This is a genomic window from Nonomuraea sp. NPDC004186 (genome assembly GCF_053603495.1).
This window is the reverse complement of record NZ_JBSGFQ010000052.1, coordinates 72,758-88,814: the sequence shown is the minus strand read 5'-3', so window position 1 is coordinate 88,814 and position 16,057 is coordinate 72,758. Positions and strand designations below refer to the sequence as shown.

Below are 16,057 nucleotides of genomic sequence, written 5' to 3'. Positions count from 1 at the left end.
GGGCCGGCGAGTTCCAGCAGGTCCTGCAGGACCTGACGGGCCACGCCCAGGACGAGGACGGGTTCGTCATGGCCGAGTGCGCCCCATAAGGTGGGATTCATGGGGGTGCTGCGAGAGGCGTGGTACGTCCGAGTGCCTCCGGCGCCGGGCACAGGCCGGCCGATGCTCCCCCGCCTGCCGTTCGCCGCGCTGGCCGCGGCGGTCCTGATCTTCAACCTGCTGTTCTACGCCGTGAGCGCCGGGTTCGGGGTGCTCTCCGTCCCGGCCGCCGTCCTGCTCGCCGGACCCGTGCTCATGGGGTGGTACCGGCCGCTGCCCGCCTGGTCGGCCATGGTGGTGGCCATGCCCCTGCTCACCGGCCTCGGGCTGGCGCTGGGCAGCTCGGTCGTGCCGCAGCCGTGGCTGCTCAACCAGACGCTGGCCCAGCTCCCCGTCATGTACGTGCTGGCGCTGTCATCGGCCCGGCGCGTGACGATCGTCGCCGTCGCCGTCACGCTCGCGGCCGGGGTCGCCATGAGCGTGCCGCAGGACATGGCGCCGGACCGCCTGTCCAGAGGGCTGCTGGCCTGGACACTGGCCCTGCTGCTGGCCGTGGTCCTCGGCCACGCGAGGCGCATGAGGCGGCTGGCCACCTTACGCGTCGCCGACGAGCTGGGGCGGCGCCGGATCCTCGAGGAACGGGCGCGGATCGCCAGGGAACTGCACGACGTGGTGGCCCACCACATGTCGGTGATCGCCGTACAGGCCGCCAGCGCGCCCTACCGGATCGGCGGCGGGGTGAGCGAGGAGGTCGCGGAGGAGTTCGCGGCCATCAACGCGGCCGCCCGCGAGTCCCTGCGCGACATGCGGCACCTGCTCGGCGCGCTGCGGGGCTCGGACGACGGGCCGGGGACCATGCCGCAGCCCGGGCTGGAGGAGCTCGGCGCACTGGCCGAATCGGTGCGCCGGGCGGGCGTGCCCGTCCAGCTCACCGTCTCCGGCCCTGCCCGGTCGCTCTCTCCCGTGGAGTCCGTCACCGTCTACCGGATCGTCCAGGAGGCGCTGAGCAACGTCGTCCGGCACGCGCCCGGAGCCACGACCACCGTGTCCGTCCGCGCCGAGGCGGACGCGGTGTCGCTCGCCGTGGACAACGAACCTCCCCGGCACGCCGCGCTGAGCTCGTCCACCGGATACCGGCGGCTGCGGCTGCCGTACCGGTTCGGCCTGCCCGTCCACGGCTGGGCGCACCTGGAGGAAGGGCTGAAGCATCCCGGCCCCTTCGCCGCCACCAGGACGCTCGAGGTCCCCGCGTACACCGTGGACCGCGTGTGCGAGCTGCGGGAGATCCCCCGCGTCGACTTCATCAAGATGGACGTCGAGGGGTGCGAGACGGAGGTGCTGAAGGGCGCGGAGCGGACCATCGAGCAGCACCGGCCCGCTCTGCTGCTGGAGATCGAGGACCGCCACCTCGGCAGGTACGGCAGGGACTCCGCCGAGGTGGCGGGCTCGCTGATCGCGCGCGGGTACCGGATGCACATCTGGCACCGGGGCCGCTGGAACCGGGCGGACCGGGTGAGCACGCACCGGCGCAACTACCTGTTCGCCGGGCGGACCGGCGCGCGGTCACCGGACGCCCGTTGAAAATTTCACGCCGCGACCGGCGTTCGCGCTGGTCGCCAAGGGGGCGGGGGCGGCACCGTTGCGGCGGCGGATCGCCGCGTCGTGCAATTTACCGTGATCCACCCCTCTTCGAGATGGGAGACCTGGTGCGTCACCGACTCGCCGCCCTGTCACTGCTCGCGGCCACCGCCCTCGTCCCGGCCGTGGCCGCGGCCGCGCCCGCGCACGCCGACCTGACCCTGCAGAAGGTCTACTCCAGCCTGCCCTACGACATCTGCATCTCGTTCGGCCAGTCCGGCCAGCAGAACGGCCGGTGGGGCACCTGGTGGTGCAGCACCACCCAGCCGCAGAACCCGCAATATCCCACCTACGACCTGTGGGCGTACGTGAACTGAGGCCGGGCGTCCAGGACCGTGCCGTTCCGGACCAGAGTCGGCGGCTCGGGGGACGAGGGGCGCAGCCAGGCCACCTCCACCCCCGTGCCGACCAGCTCGAAGACGTGGGCGTCCGGGCGCTCCGGCACCTCCACGCGGCGCACGTCCGTCGCGCCCGCCAGCCGCGACGACAGCTCGGCGAACGCGTCCGCGGCGGGATGCCGCACGGACATGGTGCCGCCCTCGAAGGCCATGAGCTGGAATTTGTTGAACATCAGCTGGAGGAGGTTGTACGGATCGGACGGCGCCGGCATGTCGGGGCCGAGCTGCCAGCAGACGGTCAGCCGGAGGCCGGACGACAGGGCCAGCATGTTCCTGATGACGATGTCGTCGGCGTTGATCCGGTGCCGCTCGGCCTCGAGCTCCGGCGGGCAGCCGGTCATGAACATCTGGAGCGTGGGCGGCAGCTCCGCCATCCGGTCGTAGAGCCGTTTCATGGCGGCGCGCACCGGTTCGGTGGTGAGCCGCTCCTCGTGGAGGTCCTCGACGGTCAGGCGGTACCACGGCTGCATGCCCCCGGCCTCGATCACCTCCGCCAGGTGCGCGAACACCTCGGGGTACTGCGTCGGCAGCGGCCCGTTGTACTCGCCGGCCACGATCGGCTTGTCCCCCACGGCCGCGCGCACGTCCTCGATCGCGCGGGGGATCAGGTACGGGTCCCCATACAGGTGGACGTCGAAGACGTCGTAGGCGTCCCGGCCCTCCTCGATGACCTGGAGGAAGAAGTCCCGTTCGTCGTCGGGCTCGTCCGAGGCGGAGAAGACGCCGGGCGGGCAGCCGCCCAGCACCACGGCGGCGTCCGGGTCGGCGCTCTTGACCGCCTGGTGGAAGGTGGCGAGGTGGGCCACGTAGTCGGCGGCCGTGCCGGCCCAGAACAGAGGGATGCAGGGCTCGTTCTCGCACTGCCAGTAGCGCACGCGGCCCCGGCAGTGCGTCACGAGGGCGCGCAGCGTGGCCGCGTAGGCGGCCGGGTCGAGCGGCGGCGAGGCGGGCAGCAGGTCGGTGGAGCGGGTCGAGCCCCACGGCGAGGCCGCGCCGAGCGTGAACCAGAGCTCGGTGTCGTCGTCGAACTGGTCGAGCACGGCGTCCACCGCCGACCAGTCGTGGCGGCCGGGCTCGGGTTCGAGCTGCGACCAGTAGAAGAACACGCGCACCAGCCCGGCGCCCAGCTCCCTGGCCTGCGGGGCGAACGTGTCGGGCTTTTCGACGAGGCCGTACTGGAGGCCTCGTACCACTCCGAGTCGGATGTCCATGACCTCACGGTCCCCGGCCGGCCTGGCAAAAGGCTGACAGAACGCTGTCAGTCCGTGCGCAGGCGGACGGGGCCGAACAGGCCGGTGCTGCGCTGGCCGGGGAAGACGAAGTGGGTGGGGCTGACCTCGTCCATGAACGGCCCCAGGGTGCCGAGGACGAGGATCTCGATCGTGTTCTCGCCCTCGTCCAGCCGGACGTCGAAGGTGTAGGGGGAGCACACCCGGATCCCGCAGGGCCGGCCGTTCACGGTGACCTCGGCCGTGCCGCGCACCCTGCCGAGGTCGAGCGCACCGGGCCCGGCGGCGGCGGTGATCGTGGTGCGGTAGCGGACGCCGCCGCTGTAGCCGGACAGGCCGCGTTCCTCCCAGTCGCCGAGCCGCATCCGGCCGGGTCCGCAGGTGAAGCGGACCGGGCCGGTGAGCGACCCGGTGACCTCCAGCTCCGTTCCGTGGATCCGTACGGGACCCGTCGCGTCCACCTCGATGCCGGTCACGCCGGGCGGCGGGTCCAGCAGGAGGCGGCCGGGGCCGGGGTGCCCGCCCGGGACCTGCCCGCCCGGGACCTGCCCGCCCGGGACCGCGAACCCGGCGGGCAGCGCGCTCGCGCGCCCGTCGAGCCAGCCCGCCTCGGGCAGCGGATGCGGCCGGGGCCGCAGGTGGAGCGCGGCGGGGTCGCCCTGCTGGCGCCGCCGTACGCGGGGCCGTGACGGCCAGCCGGGACCGGAGACCGCGAGCCCGTCCACCAGCACCCAGCCGTCCGACTCCACGCTGATCGTGTTGCCGCCCGGCCGGAGCAGGCCGGACACGTCGTAGCGGCGCACCCGGGGGATGTCCGCCTCCTCGTACGGGTCGAACCCGCCCTGCCTGCCCGCTTCCGCCCCGTTCACCAGCACCCGGCAGTACGCGGTCGAGGCCACCTGCAGCAGCTCGTACGGCGGTGCGCCGACGTGCACGGTGGTCTCCATGGCCCCGCCGATCCACTCGGGTAGGGCCGCGTCGCGGGGGTCGGCGACCAGGCAGGCGTAGGCCCGCAGGTCGAGCTCCTCGTCGGGGACGAACCGCAGCTCCAGGAGGTAGGTGCCGGGCGCGAGCGGCGCGCGCGAGAGCGCCGCGTATCCGGAGTCGTCCAGCGGCAGCTCCTCGCCGTCCAGCCAGGCGGTCTTGGCCGCGCCCGCCCCGATCGCCAGCCGGCCGCCCTCGGGCATGTCGGCGGGCACGGTGAGCAGGCTGCGGAAGCGAGCCTCCTCCCCCGCCCCGACCGTCCCGAACGCCAGGAACTCCACGGGCACGTGCCCCTTGGGGCCGAGGGTCTCCCGGTGGATCGGGTCCTTGCGCAGCCCGCGCGACGGCGACCACACCGAGGGCGTCCACGGCCCGGCACCGACCCGCTGCTCGCCCCTGGGCTCGAACGTGACGTGCACCGGCTCGCCGTCCGGCGTGCGCAGCGTCCAGCGTTCGACGACGGCGCGGCTGCCGAAGTCCGACCAGGTGTCGTCCAGCGTCGGCACGAGCTCGACGTCCCACTCCTCGCCCAGCTCCATCTCATGCGGGAAGCTCGGGCGCGGTTCCGGGACCCGGGAGGTCCCGTCGAAGATCAGCAGCGCGGCGGGCCCGTCGTCGAAGGGCACGACGACCTCCAGCGCGTCCCCGTCCGTGGTGCACGGCAGCGCCCGGGGCTCCCCGCCGAACGGGCTCGCCAGCAGCGGCGTCCCGGAGACGCCGCGCACCTTCACCCGCATCTCGCGGGCGTACCGGGACGGGTCGAAGTCGATGGCGGCGTCCAGCCAGCCCAGTTCGACGCCGCGCTCCTCGGGCCGTCCCACGCCGATCCTGCTGGCCATGGGGAACGCGGCGGTCAGGAACACCAGCGTGGTCTCGCCGATCTCGCGTACCAGCGGCGGCACCGGCGCCTCGACCCGCCGTTCGAGCCCGGCCAGCGCCGCCCCGATCCCTTCGGCGCTCTCCACGGACACGACGGGCAATTCCTCCGGGAGCCCGTCGGGGACGGCCCCCACCGCGACCAGCAGCCCGCCGTCTGCGGCGAACTCCTTCAGCCGCGCGGCCACGTCCTCGTCGAGCACGGTCACGGCGGGCAGCACGACGGCCCGGTACGCCTCGGTGGAGACGGCCAGCCGCCCGTCGCGCACGTCCGCGCGCCGCACCGAGTCCTCGTCGATCACGTCGGCGTCGAGGCCGAGCCGGTCGAGCGCCCCCGGCACGGTCGCGAACCAGGCCATGTCGCCCACGAGCTCCCGGTAGACCTCCTGCGCCCGCGCGGCCTGCGCGCCGACGCCGTCCAGCCGGGTTCCGGCCTGCGACGTCGCGGTGGGCAGGAGCACCGCGACGTCGCAGGCGTGGCGGCCCAGGGACAGGGCCGCGCACAGGCGGGTCACCGCGTCCGCGAAGACCCGGTGGTGCCGCCAGTAGGGTTGGCGCCAGTCGGTGGACGGCGGCGCCCACTCCCACCAGCCGCGCCGGGTCGTGTAGTAGACGGCGTGCGGGTTGTAAAGGTTGGCACCGGCGCGCAACCAGGGCAGCAGCCAGTCGAAGGTCTCCTCCAGGGTGCCGCCCCAGCCGCTGGAGTGGAACGCCTCGATCCAGGTGCGCGGCCGGCCGTACAGGTGGGCGAGAGAGGAATGCAGGCGCGCGTCGCCGTGGTGGTCGGAGCCGGGCGCGCCGAACCAGCGATGGGTACGCGCGTAGTCGGCGTAGAGCCGGACTCCGTCCACGGGATGCCCGGCGCGGGCCGGGTCCTGCTGGTCGCAGCCGTTGAGCAGGCCGTGGCGCTCGTGCCAGGCGGCCAGCGGCCGGAAGAACGCCTCCTCGGCCAGTTCGGCCCGGGTCTGCTGGTAGGCGTGCCAGTCGGGCGCGTCGAGGGTGAAGGGCCGGCCGCGCCGGGCCGCGTACTCCTCGGCGAACGTCGCCGACCAGGTGGGCACGGTCGGCAGCTCGTCCTGGAACGACCCGGCGATCACCGTGCCGAACCAGTGGCCGACCCGCCGCTCGAACTCGCCGTGCACCCGGTCGAGCAGCACCGCGCACGCCTCGCGGGACAGGTAGTCGAAGCCGCGCGTCGAGACCGTCCCGTCGAGGGCCAGCCACTGCCCGGCGAACTCCGGGCGTTCCTGGACGAGACGGGCCTGGAGGTCGGCGCCGGAGAAGCCGAGCTGGTCGTAGAACCACAGGTACGCGCCCAGCTCGCGGGCGTCGGCGCAGACGCCGTCCAGCAGCTCCCACCACGCCTCCGACAGGAACGGCGGGTCGTCGGCGTCGGAGCCGAACAGCGGCCCCGACGGCGCCAGGTTGAGGATGACGAGGTTGCGCACTCCCCCGGCGACGAGCCGCTCCATCTGCCAGCGCAGCCGGTCGCGGCGCAGCGGCTCGCCGCTCCACCACCAGATGGCCGCCGGGGAGAACTCCCGTGGCGGCTCGCGGAGCACGTCGAAGACGGTCATCCCTTGAGCCCGCTGGAGAAGCCCTTGATGACGTAACGCTGCAGCACCAGGAAGACCAGCACGATCGGCAGCGCCCCGAGGACGAGCCCGGCGAAGACCAGGCCGTGGTCGGAGACGTACTGGCCGACGAAGGCGAAGACGCTGACCGGGACCGTCTCGAACCCGGAGCCGCCCAGGTAGAGCAGCGGGGTGAAGAAGTCGTTCCAGATGAAGACGGCGTTGAGGATCAGCACGGTGCCGGTGATGGGCCGCAGCAGCGGGAAGACCACCCGGGTGAACGCCGTCAGGTGGGAGGCGCCGTCGATCTGGGCGGCGCTGGCGTACTCGCGGGGCAGCGCGCGGATGAAGCCGGTGTAGAGGAAGACCGTGAAGGGCAGCTGGATGCCGGTGTAGAAGAGGATCATCCCGGCGTGCGTGCCGATCAGCCCCAGGTCGGTCACCAGCTCGTAGAGCGGGATCATGCCGAGCTGGAACGGCAGCACGATGCCCAGCAGGAAGAGGATGTACAGGCCGTAGCCGAGCCTGCTGTGCACGCGGGCCAGGAAGTAGGAGGCGAACGAGCCGAGCGCGATCAGCAGGACCAGGCTGGCCACGGTGATCACCGTGCTGTTGACCAGCGACGGGCCGAGCGCGGCGGCCGACCACGCCTTGCCGAAGTTGTCCAGCGTGGGCGGGTCGGGCAGCGCCAGCGGCGTCTGGGAGATCTGCGCCGGGTCCTTCAGCGACAGCGAGATCAGCGTGTAGACGGGGAACAGGAACGCCACCGCCGCCGCGATCATCACGATCTCCAGCAGGAACGTCCTTCTCATGCGGACACCTCCCGGTTGCGCAGGTAGTAGACCTGGACGAGGGAGACGGCCGCCACGAACAGGGCGAGCACCAGCGCGATCGCGGTGCTGTAGCCGAACTTGCCGAACACGAACGCCTGCTTGTAGAGCACCGTGGACAGGGTCTCCGTGGCGTAGCCGGGGCCGCCGTTGGTGGCGGCGAAGATCTGGTCGAAGAGCTTGAGCCCGCCGATCGTGGAGAGCATGAGGTTGATCGTCACGGCGGGGGCCAGCAGCGGCCAGGTGACGTAGCGGAAGCGCTGGAAGGTGCCCGCCCCGTCGATCATGGCCGCCTCGTGCAGCTCCTTCGGCACGCCTTCGAGCCCGGCCAGGAAGATGACCATGGAGTATCCGGCGTACTGCCACACGACCATGCCGGCGATCGACCACAGCGCCACCGACGGGTCGCCCAGCCAGTCCACGCTCAGGCCGAGCAGCCCGTTCAGGCCCGCCGACGGGTCGGGGTTGTAGACGTACTTCCACAGGAACGCCACCATGACCGGGCTGACGACCACGGGCGCGAAGAAGATCACCCGTAGGAGCGCCCGGCTCTTCAGCTTGGCGTTGACGCCCAGGGCCAGCAGCAGGCCGACCCCGTTCTGGACGGCCACGATGGCCACGGTGAGCAGCAGCGTGTTGCCGATCGAACCCATGGCCTGCTCGTCGCCCAGGAGCGCGCCGAAGTTGGCCAGGCCGACGAAGGACATGTCCTGGCCGATGCCGCTCCAGTCCGTGAAGGCGTACACCACGCCGGCCGCGGCCGGGTAGAGCACGACCAGCGCGTAGACGACGAGGGCGGGCGCGGCGAACAGCCAGGACGGCGAGTCGGCGCTGAAGCGCCGCCTGCGCCGCGAGACGGCCGAGCGCCGCTGGACAGTCAGGGAAGTCACTTCTTGTACGCCTCGTCCATCTTCTTCAGCGCCTCGTCGATGGTCGACTTGCCGGCCAGCAGCTCCTGGATCACCGCGAAGTGCACCGGCTGCACCTCGGCGTTGGGCCAGCGCTGGTCCATGAACGGCACCGCCCGGTCCTTGGTGAACGGCAGGAACGACTGGACGGCCGGGTCGATGGTCGAGGAGGAGTCCTGGGTGAGCGGGATGGCGGCGATGGCCTTGGCCCAGGCGTTGATGCTCTCCTGCTTGCCGAGGAAGTCGATGAACGCCTTGGCCTCCTCGACGTGCTGGCCCTTGGCGCTGGCGCCGAGGCCGACGACCACGCCGGCGGGGATCCACACCTGGCTGGCGTCGTCCGCGCCCGGCACGGGGAACATCGACAGGTCGTCGGGCGAGGAGGCCGCCTTGCGGAAGTCGGGCAGCACGGCCGACACCTGGATCGCCATGCCGGCCTTGCCGGTGGCCACCATGGAGATCTGCTGCTCGAACGTGGTGCCGTTCGGCTTGTCGTTGAAGAAGCCGCGCTTCTGCAGCTCCAGGTACATCTCCATGGCCTGGCGCCAGCCCGACTGGGCGAAGGAGGTCTGCCCGGCGAGCTGCTTGTCGTCGAACGTCGGGTCCTTGGCGTAGACGGTGGAGGGCACCAGCGCGTACGTGATGAGCTGGGTGACCCACGGCGTCTGCGCGCCCAGCGCGATCGGCGTGATGCCGGCCTTCTTCAGCTTGTCGCAGACCGCGAGGAACTCCGTCCACGTGGTGGGCGGCGCTTCCACGCCGGCCTTCTCGAACGCCTTCTTGTTGTAGACGGCGCCGATGACCGACGAGCCGGCGGAGTAGATGTAGGTCTTGCCGTCGAGCTGGAAGGCGGGCTTGAACCCGGCGGGGATCGTCTGCGTCCACGCCTGGGAGGACAGGTCGGCCAGCAGCCCGGCCTTGGCGATCTGGCTCATGGACATCGCGCTGCCGTTGCCCGGGTAGACCACGTGCAGGTCGGGGGCGTTGCCCGCGCCGAGCTGGGTGCGGACCGAGGTCTGCACCTGGTCGGTGGGGGCGAAGGAGGCGGTGAGCCGCACCTCCGGCTTCGCCTTCTGGTAGGCGGCGAGCAGCGCGTCCATCGGCGCCTTCTGGTCGGCCACGCCGAGGAACTTCAGGTCGACCCCGGCGGCGGCGGTCCCTCCGCCCGTGGTGGCGGTGGTCTCGGGCTTGGTCGAGCAGGCGGTGGCGGCCGCGGCCACGGCGAGGCCACCCATCATGCGGAAGAACTGGACCCGGCTCAGTCGGGCGTCACGCAGATCGGTCATGTCATGTCTCCTCGCCCGGCGCTGGGGGAGCCGATACGAACGTTTTAATGACGGGCCTGTTAAGTTAACAGCCGATTTTGTTAAAAATGAGGGATGTCGGGAGAGTACGAGTCGCCCGAGAAGAGTGTCAAGAGTAGGATCCGCAACCGTCCAGGCAAGGGTGAGGGCTCAGGGTGAATTCGCGGCAGCACACCTCCGGTAAGTCCGCTCGGTGGCGGGACATGGCCGAGCACATCGTGCGGCGTGGCTCGGCCACGGTGACGGAGCTCGCGGAGAGCTTCGACGTCAGCGTGATGACCGTGCACCGCGACCTCGACGAGCTGGAGCGCCAGGGCATGGTGCGCAAGGTTCGCGGCGGCGCCACCGCCCAGGCCTCCAACGTCTGGGAGAGCAACATCGCCTACCGGCTCACGGCGCACACCGCGGAGAAGGACGCGATCGCCAGGGTGGTGGCCGGGCTCATCGAGCCGGGCAGCTCCGTGATGCTCGACGACTCCACGACGGCCCTGGCCGTGGCCCGCCACCTGGGCGAGCTCGCGCCGCTGACCGTGCTGACGAACTTCCTCGAGGCGATCAGGCTGCTCGCGGCCACCCCCGACATCCGGCTCATCGCGCTCGGCGGTGAGTACCATGCCACACACGACTCTTTCCTCGGACTGGGCTGCGTGGACGCGGTCGAGGCGGTCAGCACGGACGTGGTCGTGGTCTCCACCTCCGCGGTCTCCGACCAGTACGCCTTCCACCAGGAGCAGGAGATCGTGCTGGTCAAGCGGGCGATGCTGGGCTCGGGCACCCGCCGGATCCTGGCCGTGGACGGCTCGAAGCTGGCCAGGGTGGCGCTGCACCGGGTCGCGCCGCTCGACGACTTCGACGTCATCGTGGTCGACGCCAACGCCCCCGCCGAGATGCTGCAGCGCCTGCGCGACCGGCACCGGCGGGTCGAGGTCGCCCAGTTGTAACACGTTTGTGTGTGATTTTTAACTTCAGTCTTGTTACAAGCTTGCCTGCTTGCTACAAAGTGAGGGCTTTCGCCCCCCATCTGAGGAAGCAGCATGCACACGCGCCGTTCGTTCCTCGGTCTGAGCGCATTAGCCCTGGCGTTCAGCACCGACCTCGCCGACCCGTGGACCGCAGCCGCCACGGTGAGCGGCGACTACCCCTTCCAGCTCGGCGTCGCCTCCGGCGATCCGCTGCCCGACCGGGTGATCCTCTGGACCCGGCTGGCGGTCAGGCCGCTCGAACCGCTGGGCGGGCTGCCGTACAACAAGATCAAGGTCGAGTGGGAGATCGCCGAGGACGAGGCGTTCACCCGGCGCGCGGGGTACGGCTCCACGTGGGCCACCCCCGAGTACGGCCACTCGGTCCACGTGGACGCGAAGGGGCTGCGCCCCGGCCGCGACTACTTCTACCGCTTCCGCACCGGCGGCGAGCTCAGCCCGGTCGGCAGGACCAGGACGGCGCCCGCGCCGCGCAGCAGCCCCGAGTCGCTGCATCTGGCCTTCGCCTCGTGCGCGTCGTGGCAGGACGGCTACTACGCCGCCTACCGCCACCTCGCCGAGGAGCGTCCCGACGTCGTCTTCCACCTCGGGGACTACATCTACGAGTACGGCATCGTGCCTTCCGGCGGGAACCGCAACACGCCGGTGCCCGAGCAGTTCCGGGTGCAGTGCGACACGCTCGACCGCTACCGCGTCCAGTACGGCCTCTACAAGAGCGACCCCGACCTGCAGGCCGCGCACCACGCGGCGCCGTGGATCGTCACCTGGGACGACCACGAGGTGCTCGACAACTGGGCGGGCCGCTTCGGCCCCGGCGGCGAGGTGTCCGAGCAGGACTACCTGGTGATCCGCGCCAACGCCTTCCGCGCGTACTGGGAGAACATGCCCATCAGGGTGCCCGCCGTGCAGGGGCCCGACGCCCGGATCTACCGCAGGTTCTCCTTCGGCGACCTGGCCGAGTTCAACGTGCTGGACACCCGCCAGTACCGCGACGACCAGGTCTGCGGCGACGGGCAGCAGATCGACTGCGCCGAGCGGCTCGACCCGGCCCGCCAGATGCTCGGGGCCGAGCAGGAGAAGTGGCTGCTCGACGGCCTGGGCGAGTCCCGCGCCAAGTGGAACGTGCTGGCTCAGCAGATCGCCATGATCCAGCTCGACTACGACGCCGGGCCCGCGCAGAAGCTCAGCATGGATCTCTGGGACGGCTACAAGGCCGCCAAGGACCGCGTGCTGAACGGCATGGTGGAGCGGCAGGTCAGCAACCCCGTCGTGCTGACCGGCGACATCCACTACAACCTGGCCGGGGAGCTCAAGGCGAACTTCGACGACCCCTCCTCGCAGACTGTCGGCGTGGAGTTCGTCGGGACCTCCGTCAGCAGCGGCGGCAACGGCAACCCGAACACCGGCCTGCCGGCCGGCGGCACCGACCCGGTCAACCCGCATCTCCGCTTCTCCAGCTACCAGCGCGGCTACGTCTCCTGCGAGGTCACCAGGAGCCAGTGGCGGGCGGACTTCAAGGTGGTGCCGTACGTGGACCGGCCCGGCGCGCCGGTCTCCACCAGGGCCAGCCTCGTGACCCTCGACGGCGTGCCCGGCCTGCACGCGCTCTGACAGGAAGGACCGATCATGCGACTCCTCACCGCCGCGCTGGCCGCCACCGCCGTCGTCGTGACCGCCCCGGCCGCCGCCCATGCACAGGATCCCTCCGAGCCCCCGTCGAACCCGTCGCTCACCGTCAGATCGGGCACCTCCAAGGGCACCGGCAGGCTGACCCCCATCGCGGGCGCCGACCGGGTCGTGGCCCCGCTCGGCGTGGACCCGGCCTGCCCGGCCAAGCTCGAGATCGGCATGCGCAGCGATGCCAGGAAGCCGTCGTACGCGACCATGTCCGTCGAGGTGACAGCGCCGCTGTCCGCCTCCCGCTCGATGCTGACCAGCTACCTGCCGCCCGGCTACGAGCTCGGCGCGAAGCTGCTGATCGCCGTGCCGCCCACCACGCCGCAGGGCGAGTACGCGCTGCGCCTGAAGACGCCGGACCGCACCCTGTCGGTCCCCGTCCAGGTCGTCACCCTGGACCAGCTCGACAACGGCGGCAATCTCGCCCTGCGCCGCCCCGTCACCGCCTCGTCCCAGCACACCAACGCGAACTACCCGCCGTGCAGCGTCGCCGACGGCGACGCCGGCTCGAACGGCTGGGCCGGGGGCAACGGCTGGAACGACGCCACGGCCAGGGCCTGGCCGGACACGGTGTCGATCGCGCTGGGCGGCCCCAAGCAGATCTCCCGCGTCGACCTCTACACCCTGAACACCGAGCGCTACCCGTCCTCGAGCGTCGGGCTGCGCGACTGGGACGTCCAGGCGGGGCTGAACGGCCAGTGGCAGACGGTCGCGCAGGTCCGCGGCAACACCGCGGGCAGCGTGCGCTCGGACTTCGCCGCTGTGACGGCGGACGCGGTCCGCATCGTCGCCCTGGCCTCGAACAGCGCCAACGACTACACCCGCATCACGGAGGTGGAGGTCCGCTAGGCCAGGAGACGGAGCCGCCGGCTCACAGGGACGCGCCGCCGCACATCACCAGGTGCTGGCCGGTGACCGCGCCCCCTTCCGGGCCGAGGAGGAAGGCCGTCAGTCCCGCGACCTCCTCGGGTCTGATGAATCGCCCCAGCGGCGGGACCCGTGGCGGCGTGGCGGCACGTCCGGGATCCCGCAGCATGGGGGTGTCCGTCGGGCCGGGGGCGACCACGTTGACGGTGATGCCACGCGGGGCCAGTTCCATGGCCCAGGAACGGGACAGGCCCACGAGCGCGGCCTTGGTCGCCGCGTACTGGCTCTTGCCCACCGCGCCCGCCATCGTGCGGCTTCCGATCAGCACGACGCGGCCACCTGGGCGGATCGCGCCGGCGAGGGCGTTCACCAGAACGGTCGCGGCCTCGACGTGGACGCGCCACATGAGGGCGCCGTCCGGTGCCGAGAGGCGTCCGAGCGGTGCGGAGCGTTGCAGGCCCGCCGCGTGAACGACGGCGTCGACGGTGCCCACCGCGGCCGATGCGTCGGCCAACTGGTCGAGGTCGGTCAGGTCGGCCTGGATCCACGAGTAGGCCGGGCTGTCCTGGCGGTGCTCCGGAGGGCGGGTACGGCTCATCCCGGTGACTTTCCAGCCCTCGCGGAGCAGGCGCGCGGCGATGGCCTGGCCGATGCCGGAGCTGGCCCCGGTCACCACCGCGTGCTGCGGCTGCTCCGCGGTGTGGCGGTCTGGCGTGGTGTCCGTCGACATGTCAGACGCCCGCGGCGCGGGCGGCCCACTCGGGTCGTACCCGTACGTACTTGATGACGCGGCGGTGGTAGGTGAAGGCGATGTGCAGGTCGCCGTCGGCGGTTTCCTGGATGGACGGGTAGGAGTACTCCCGGTTGAGACCCTCGCGGGAGTTGTTGGTCAGGCAGTAGCCGTCGCCCACCTCCAGATCGCGGCGGATCGGCCACGTGCGCCCACCATCGTCGGACAGCGCGAGGGTCATGGGCGCGCGCGGGGCGCCCCAGAACGCGGTCCGCTCATCGCTCCCGGCTGGTGCCGGCTCTTCGCCGACCGGGGTCGCCGGGGTCGCGGCGAGGCCCTCGTCATCGATCTCGTCGTACAGGGAGACTCGCCGCTCGGTGGCGTCGGCCGCGCTGCTGGCGTTGAACACCAGCGCGAGCCGGCCGTCACGAAGTGTGACGTACTGGATGGAGGAGTTGTTGTTGGGCAGTTCGGTGGCGGCGGGAGCGCTCCAGGTCACGCCTTCGTCCTCCGACCGGCTGGCGTGGATCGAATCCGCCCAGCGGCTGCGGAACAGCGCGAGCAGCGTGCCGTCGGCCAGGAGGTGGACGTTCATGTGGACGCAGCCGGTGCTGTCGGGGACGAGCTGCTCGCGCCAGGTTCGTCCCTCGTCGTCGGAGATCATGAGGGAGCTGGTGTCACGGTCGCCGACCCAGCGCCTACCTGGCGTGGTGACGCAGTTGAAGACGGGCAGGAGCCATCGGCCGGAGGGCAGCACGAGCACGGGCTGCCGGACGAAGACGCCGCCGCGGCTCGTGGCGGGGAAGAGGGTGTGCACGGGCCCCCAGGTCTGACCGTCGTCTCGGGAGATGCGACGGCGGACTTCGGCGGTGTCCTGGTTCCCGGCGTGCTGGGCGGTGTACAGCAGCCACAGCTCTCCGGCGGGTGTAGGGAACAGGACCGGGTTCTGCTCGGAACGCGTCATGTCGTCGGACAGCCGCGTGGGCGTGGACCAGGTGTCCGCGCCCTTCTGCAGCCGGGAGAACCAGATGGAGATGTCCGAGACGCCTTCCTGCGTGCCGCCGAACCACACGCAGCCGAGATCACCGTCGTGCAGCGACATGAGGTTGGCCGCGTGGTTCTGCACGGCGGGCGCGATCAGGTACGCGTCACGGCGGTCCGGATCGTCGTCGCGAACCCGGATCAGTCCGTCCATGGGCAGGTGATCGGGGACGGATGTCGGGGACTGGCTCACTGCTCTCCTTGGCGAGACTGGGCTCGGGCGTCGGTCAGGTGGGACTTCGCGACCTGTTCGAGGTGGACGAGGTCGCAGGCGATGGTGGCGAAGGTGTATCCCTCGGCCAGGCGCTTGGCGGCCGTTCCGCCGTCGGGGGTGTGAATGCCGGCGGCGATACCGGCGGACCTGGCGACTTCACGCACCGTGACCAGCGCGTCCTCGAACTGGGAGGCGATCGCGGGGTCGCCGGGGAAGGCGCCGCCCAGGGCCAGGCACAGATCGGACGGGCCGACGTAGACGCCGTCCAGGTCGGGGGTGGCGCAGATCGCTTCGATGTTCGCCAGCCCCTGTGCCGTCTCGATCATGGCGAGGACCAGCACGGTGGCGTCGCTGTCCGCGGGGCGCGGTCCGATGCGGAGCGCGGAGCGCATCGGGCCGTACGAGCGGCGCCCCTTCGGTGGATAGCGGGTCGCGGAGACAGCGGCCGCGGCGTCCTCGGCGGTGTCGATGAGAGGCACGATGACGCCTGCGGCGCCCGCGTCGAGGGCGCGGCCGATGGGGGCGGGGTTGTTCGCCTCGACTCTGACCAGGCCCGCGGACACGCCGCCCGCGTCGATCGCGGTCAGGCCGCTCAGCAACCCCGAGTAGCCCAGCAGTCCGTGCTGGGCGTCCAGGCACACGTAGTCGTATCCGAGGCGCGCGATGCGCTCGGTGGACACGGGCGAATCGAGCACGGACCAGTAGCCCAGTGCGGGTTGCCGGGCACGGATCCTGGCGGTGAAGTCGGTGATGCTCACGGCTGGCCTT

The 16,057-nt window shown here is 71.5% G+C and carries 13 protein-coding genes; 5 read left to right on the top strand and 8 right to left on the bottom strand.

Annotation, left to right across the window (positions count from 1 at the left end; all coding sequences use genetic code 11):
• The first annotated feature begins 99 nt into the window (after positions 1-99).
• Positions 100-1,620 carry an FkbM family methyltransferase gene (locus ACWEPL_RS35390; protein ID WP_452438776.1) on the top strand — a complete coding sequence of 507 codons (1,521 nt, stop codon included), beginning with the start codon at positions 100-102 and terminating at the stop codon, positions 1,618-1,620.
• Between the two features lie 125 nt (positions 1,621-1,745).
• Complete coding sequence (locus ACWEPL_RS35385) at positions 1,746-1,994, top strand: hypothetical protein (protein WP_452438775.1); 249 nt, start codon at positions 1,746-1,748, stop codon at positions 1,992-1,994.
• Here ACWEPL_RS35385 and ACWEPL_RS35380 read toward each other — a convergent pair.
• From ACWEPL_RS35380 to ACWEPL_RS35360, 5 genes are read right to left on the bottom strand one after another with little or no spacing between them, the layout of a single operon-like run.
• Positions 1,967-3,286 carry a hypothetical protein gene (locus tag ACWEPL_RS35380; RefSeq protein ID WP_452438774.1) on the bottom strand — a complete coding sequence of 440 codons (1,320 nt, stop codon included), beginning with the start codon at positions 3,284-3,286 and terminating at the stop codon, positions 1,967-1,969. The two genes, ACWEPL_RS35385 and ACWEPL_RS35380, sit on opposite strands and share 28 nt — an antisense overlap.
• A 47-nt stretch (positions 3,287-3,333) precedes the next feature.
• Positions 3,334-6,741, bottom strand: coding sequence for a hypothetical protein (locus tag ACWEPL_RS35375; RefSeq protein ID WP_452438773.1), 3,408 nt, complete (start codon positions 6,739-6,741; stop codon positions 3,334-3,336).
• Positions 6,738-7,550, bottom strand: coding sequence for a carbohydrate ABC transporter permease (locus ACWEPL_RS35370; protein ID WP_350727693.1), 813 nt, complete (start codon positions 7,548-7,550; stop codon positions 6,738-6,740). The genes ACWEPL_RS35375 and ACWEPL_RS35370 overlap by 4 nt, the downstream gene beginning before the upstream one ends.
• The gene (locus tag ACWEPL_RS35365) at positions 7,547-8,458 is read right to left on the bottom strand and encodes a carbohydrate ABC transporter permease (RefSeq protein ID WP_319707232.1); all 912 of its coding nucleotides are present in this window, start codon (positions 8,456-8,458) and stop codon (positions 7,547-7,549) included. The genes ACWEPL_RS35370 and ACWEPL_RS35365 overlap by 4 nt, the downstream gene beginning before the upstream one ends.
• The gene (locus ACWEPL_RS35360; RefSeq protein ID WP_452438772.1) at positions 8,455-9,762 is read right to left on the bottom strand and encodes an extracellular solute-binding protein; all 1,308 of its coding nucleotides are present in this window, start codon (positions 9,760-9,762) and stop codon (positions 8,455-8,457) included. Before ACWEPL_RS35360 ends, ACWEPL_RS35365 begins: the two co-directional genes overlap by 4 nt.
• A 221-nt stretch (positions 9,763-9,983) precedes the next feature.
• Here ACWEPL_RS35360 and ACWEPL_RS35355 point away from each other — a divergent pair, with 221 nt between their 5' ends.
• From ACWEPL_RS35355 to ACWEPL_RS35345, 3 genes are all read left to right on the top strand, one after another.
• Positions 9,984-10,721, top strand: a complete 738-nt coding sequence (locus ACWEPL_RS35355) for a DeoR/GlpR family DNA-binding transcription regulator (RefSeq protein ID WP_363974768.1) — start codon at positions 9,984-9,986, stop codon at positions 10,719-10,721.
• Positions 10,722-10,814: 93 nt separating this feature from the next.
• Complete coding sequence (locus tag ACWEPL_RS35350) at positions 10,815-12,371, top strand: alkaline phosphatase D family protein (RefSeq protein WP_363974771.1); 1,557 nt, start codon at positions 10,815-10,817, stop codon at positions 12,369-12,371.
• A gap of 15 nt (positions 12,372-12,386) precedes the next feature.
• Positions 12,387-13,286, top strand: coding sequence for a discoidin domain-containing protein (locus ACWEPL_RS35345; protein ID WP_452438771.1), 900 nt, complete (start codon positions 12,387-12,389; stop codon positions 13,284-13,286).
• Positions 13,287-13,308: 22 nt separating this feature from the next.
• Here the strand turns inward: ACWEPL_RS35345 and ACWEPL_RS35340 are convergent, their stop codons facing one another.
• The 3 genes from ACWEPL_RS35340 to ACWEPL_RS35330 are packed head-to-tail and all read right to left on the bottom strand — an operon-like array spanning position 13,309 to position 16,047.
• Entirely contained in the window at positions 13,309-14,034 is a 726-nt protein-coding gene (locus ACWEPL_RS35340; RefSeq protein WP_449892600.1) for an SDR family NAD(P)-dependent oxidoreductase, read from the bottom strand.
• Between the two features lies 1 nt (position 14,035).
• The gene (locus ACWEPL_RS35335; protein ID WP_452438770.1) at positions 14,036-15,229 is read right to left on the bottom strand and encodes a sialidase family protein; all 1,194 of its coding nucleotides are present in this window, start codon (positions 15,227-15,229) and stop codon (positions 14,036-14,038) included.
• A gap of 35 nt (positions 15,230-15,264) precedes the next feature.
• Entirely contained in the window at positions 15,265-16,047 is a 783-nt protein-coding gene (locus tag ACWEPL_RS35330; protein WP_452438769.1) for an HpcH/HpaI aldolase family protein, read from the bottom strand.
• Positions 16,048-16,057: the final 10 nt, after the last annotated feature.

Excerpts from the sequence above, each read along its gene's own strand:
- ACWEPL_RS35350 (WP_363974771.1), top strand. The coding sequence starts at position 10,815 with ATGCACACGCGCCGTTCGTTCCTCGGTCTGAGCGCATTAGCCCTGGCG.
- ACWEPL_RS35380 (WP_452438774.1), bottom strand. The coding sequence starts at position 3,286 with ATGGACATCCGACTCGGAGTGGTACGAGGCCTCCAGTACGGCCTCGTC.
- ACWEPL_RS35370 (WP_350727693.1), bottom strand. The coding sequence starts at position 7,550 with ATGAGAAGGACGTTCCTGCTGGAGATCGTGATGATCGCGGCGGCGGTG.
- ACWEPL_RS35335 (WP_452438770.1), bottom strand. The coding sequence starts at position 15,229 with ATGGACGGACTGATCCGGGTTCGCGACGACGATCCGGACCGCCGTGAC.
- ACWEPL_RS35345 (WP_452438771.1), top strand. The coding sequence starts at position 12,387 with ATGCGACTCCTCACCGCCGCGCTGGCCGCCACCGCCGTCGTCGTGACC.
- ACWEPL_RS35375 (WP_452438773.1), bottom strand. The coding sequence starts at position 6,741 with ATGACCGTCTTCGACGTGCTCCGCGAGCCGCCACGGGAGTTCTCCCCG.
- ACWEPL_RS35340 (WP_449892600.1), bottom strand. The coding sequence starts at position 14,034 with ATGTCGACGGACACCACGCCAGACCGCCACACCGCGGAGCAGCCGCAG.
- ACWEPL_RS35360 (WP_452438772.1), bottom strand. The coding sequence starts at position 9,762 with ATGACCGATCTGCGTGACGCCCGACTGAGCCGGGTCCAGTTCTTCCGC.
- ACWEPL_RS35355 (WP_363974768.1), top strand. The coding sequence starts at position 9,984 with ATGGCCGAGCACATCGTGCGGCGTGGCTCGGCCACGGTGACGGAGCTC.
- ACWEPL_RS35390 (WP_452438776.1), top strand. The coding sequence starts at position 100 with ATGGGGGTGCTGCGAGAGGCGTGGTACGTCCGAGTGCCTCCGGCGCCG.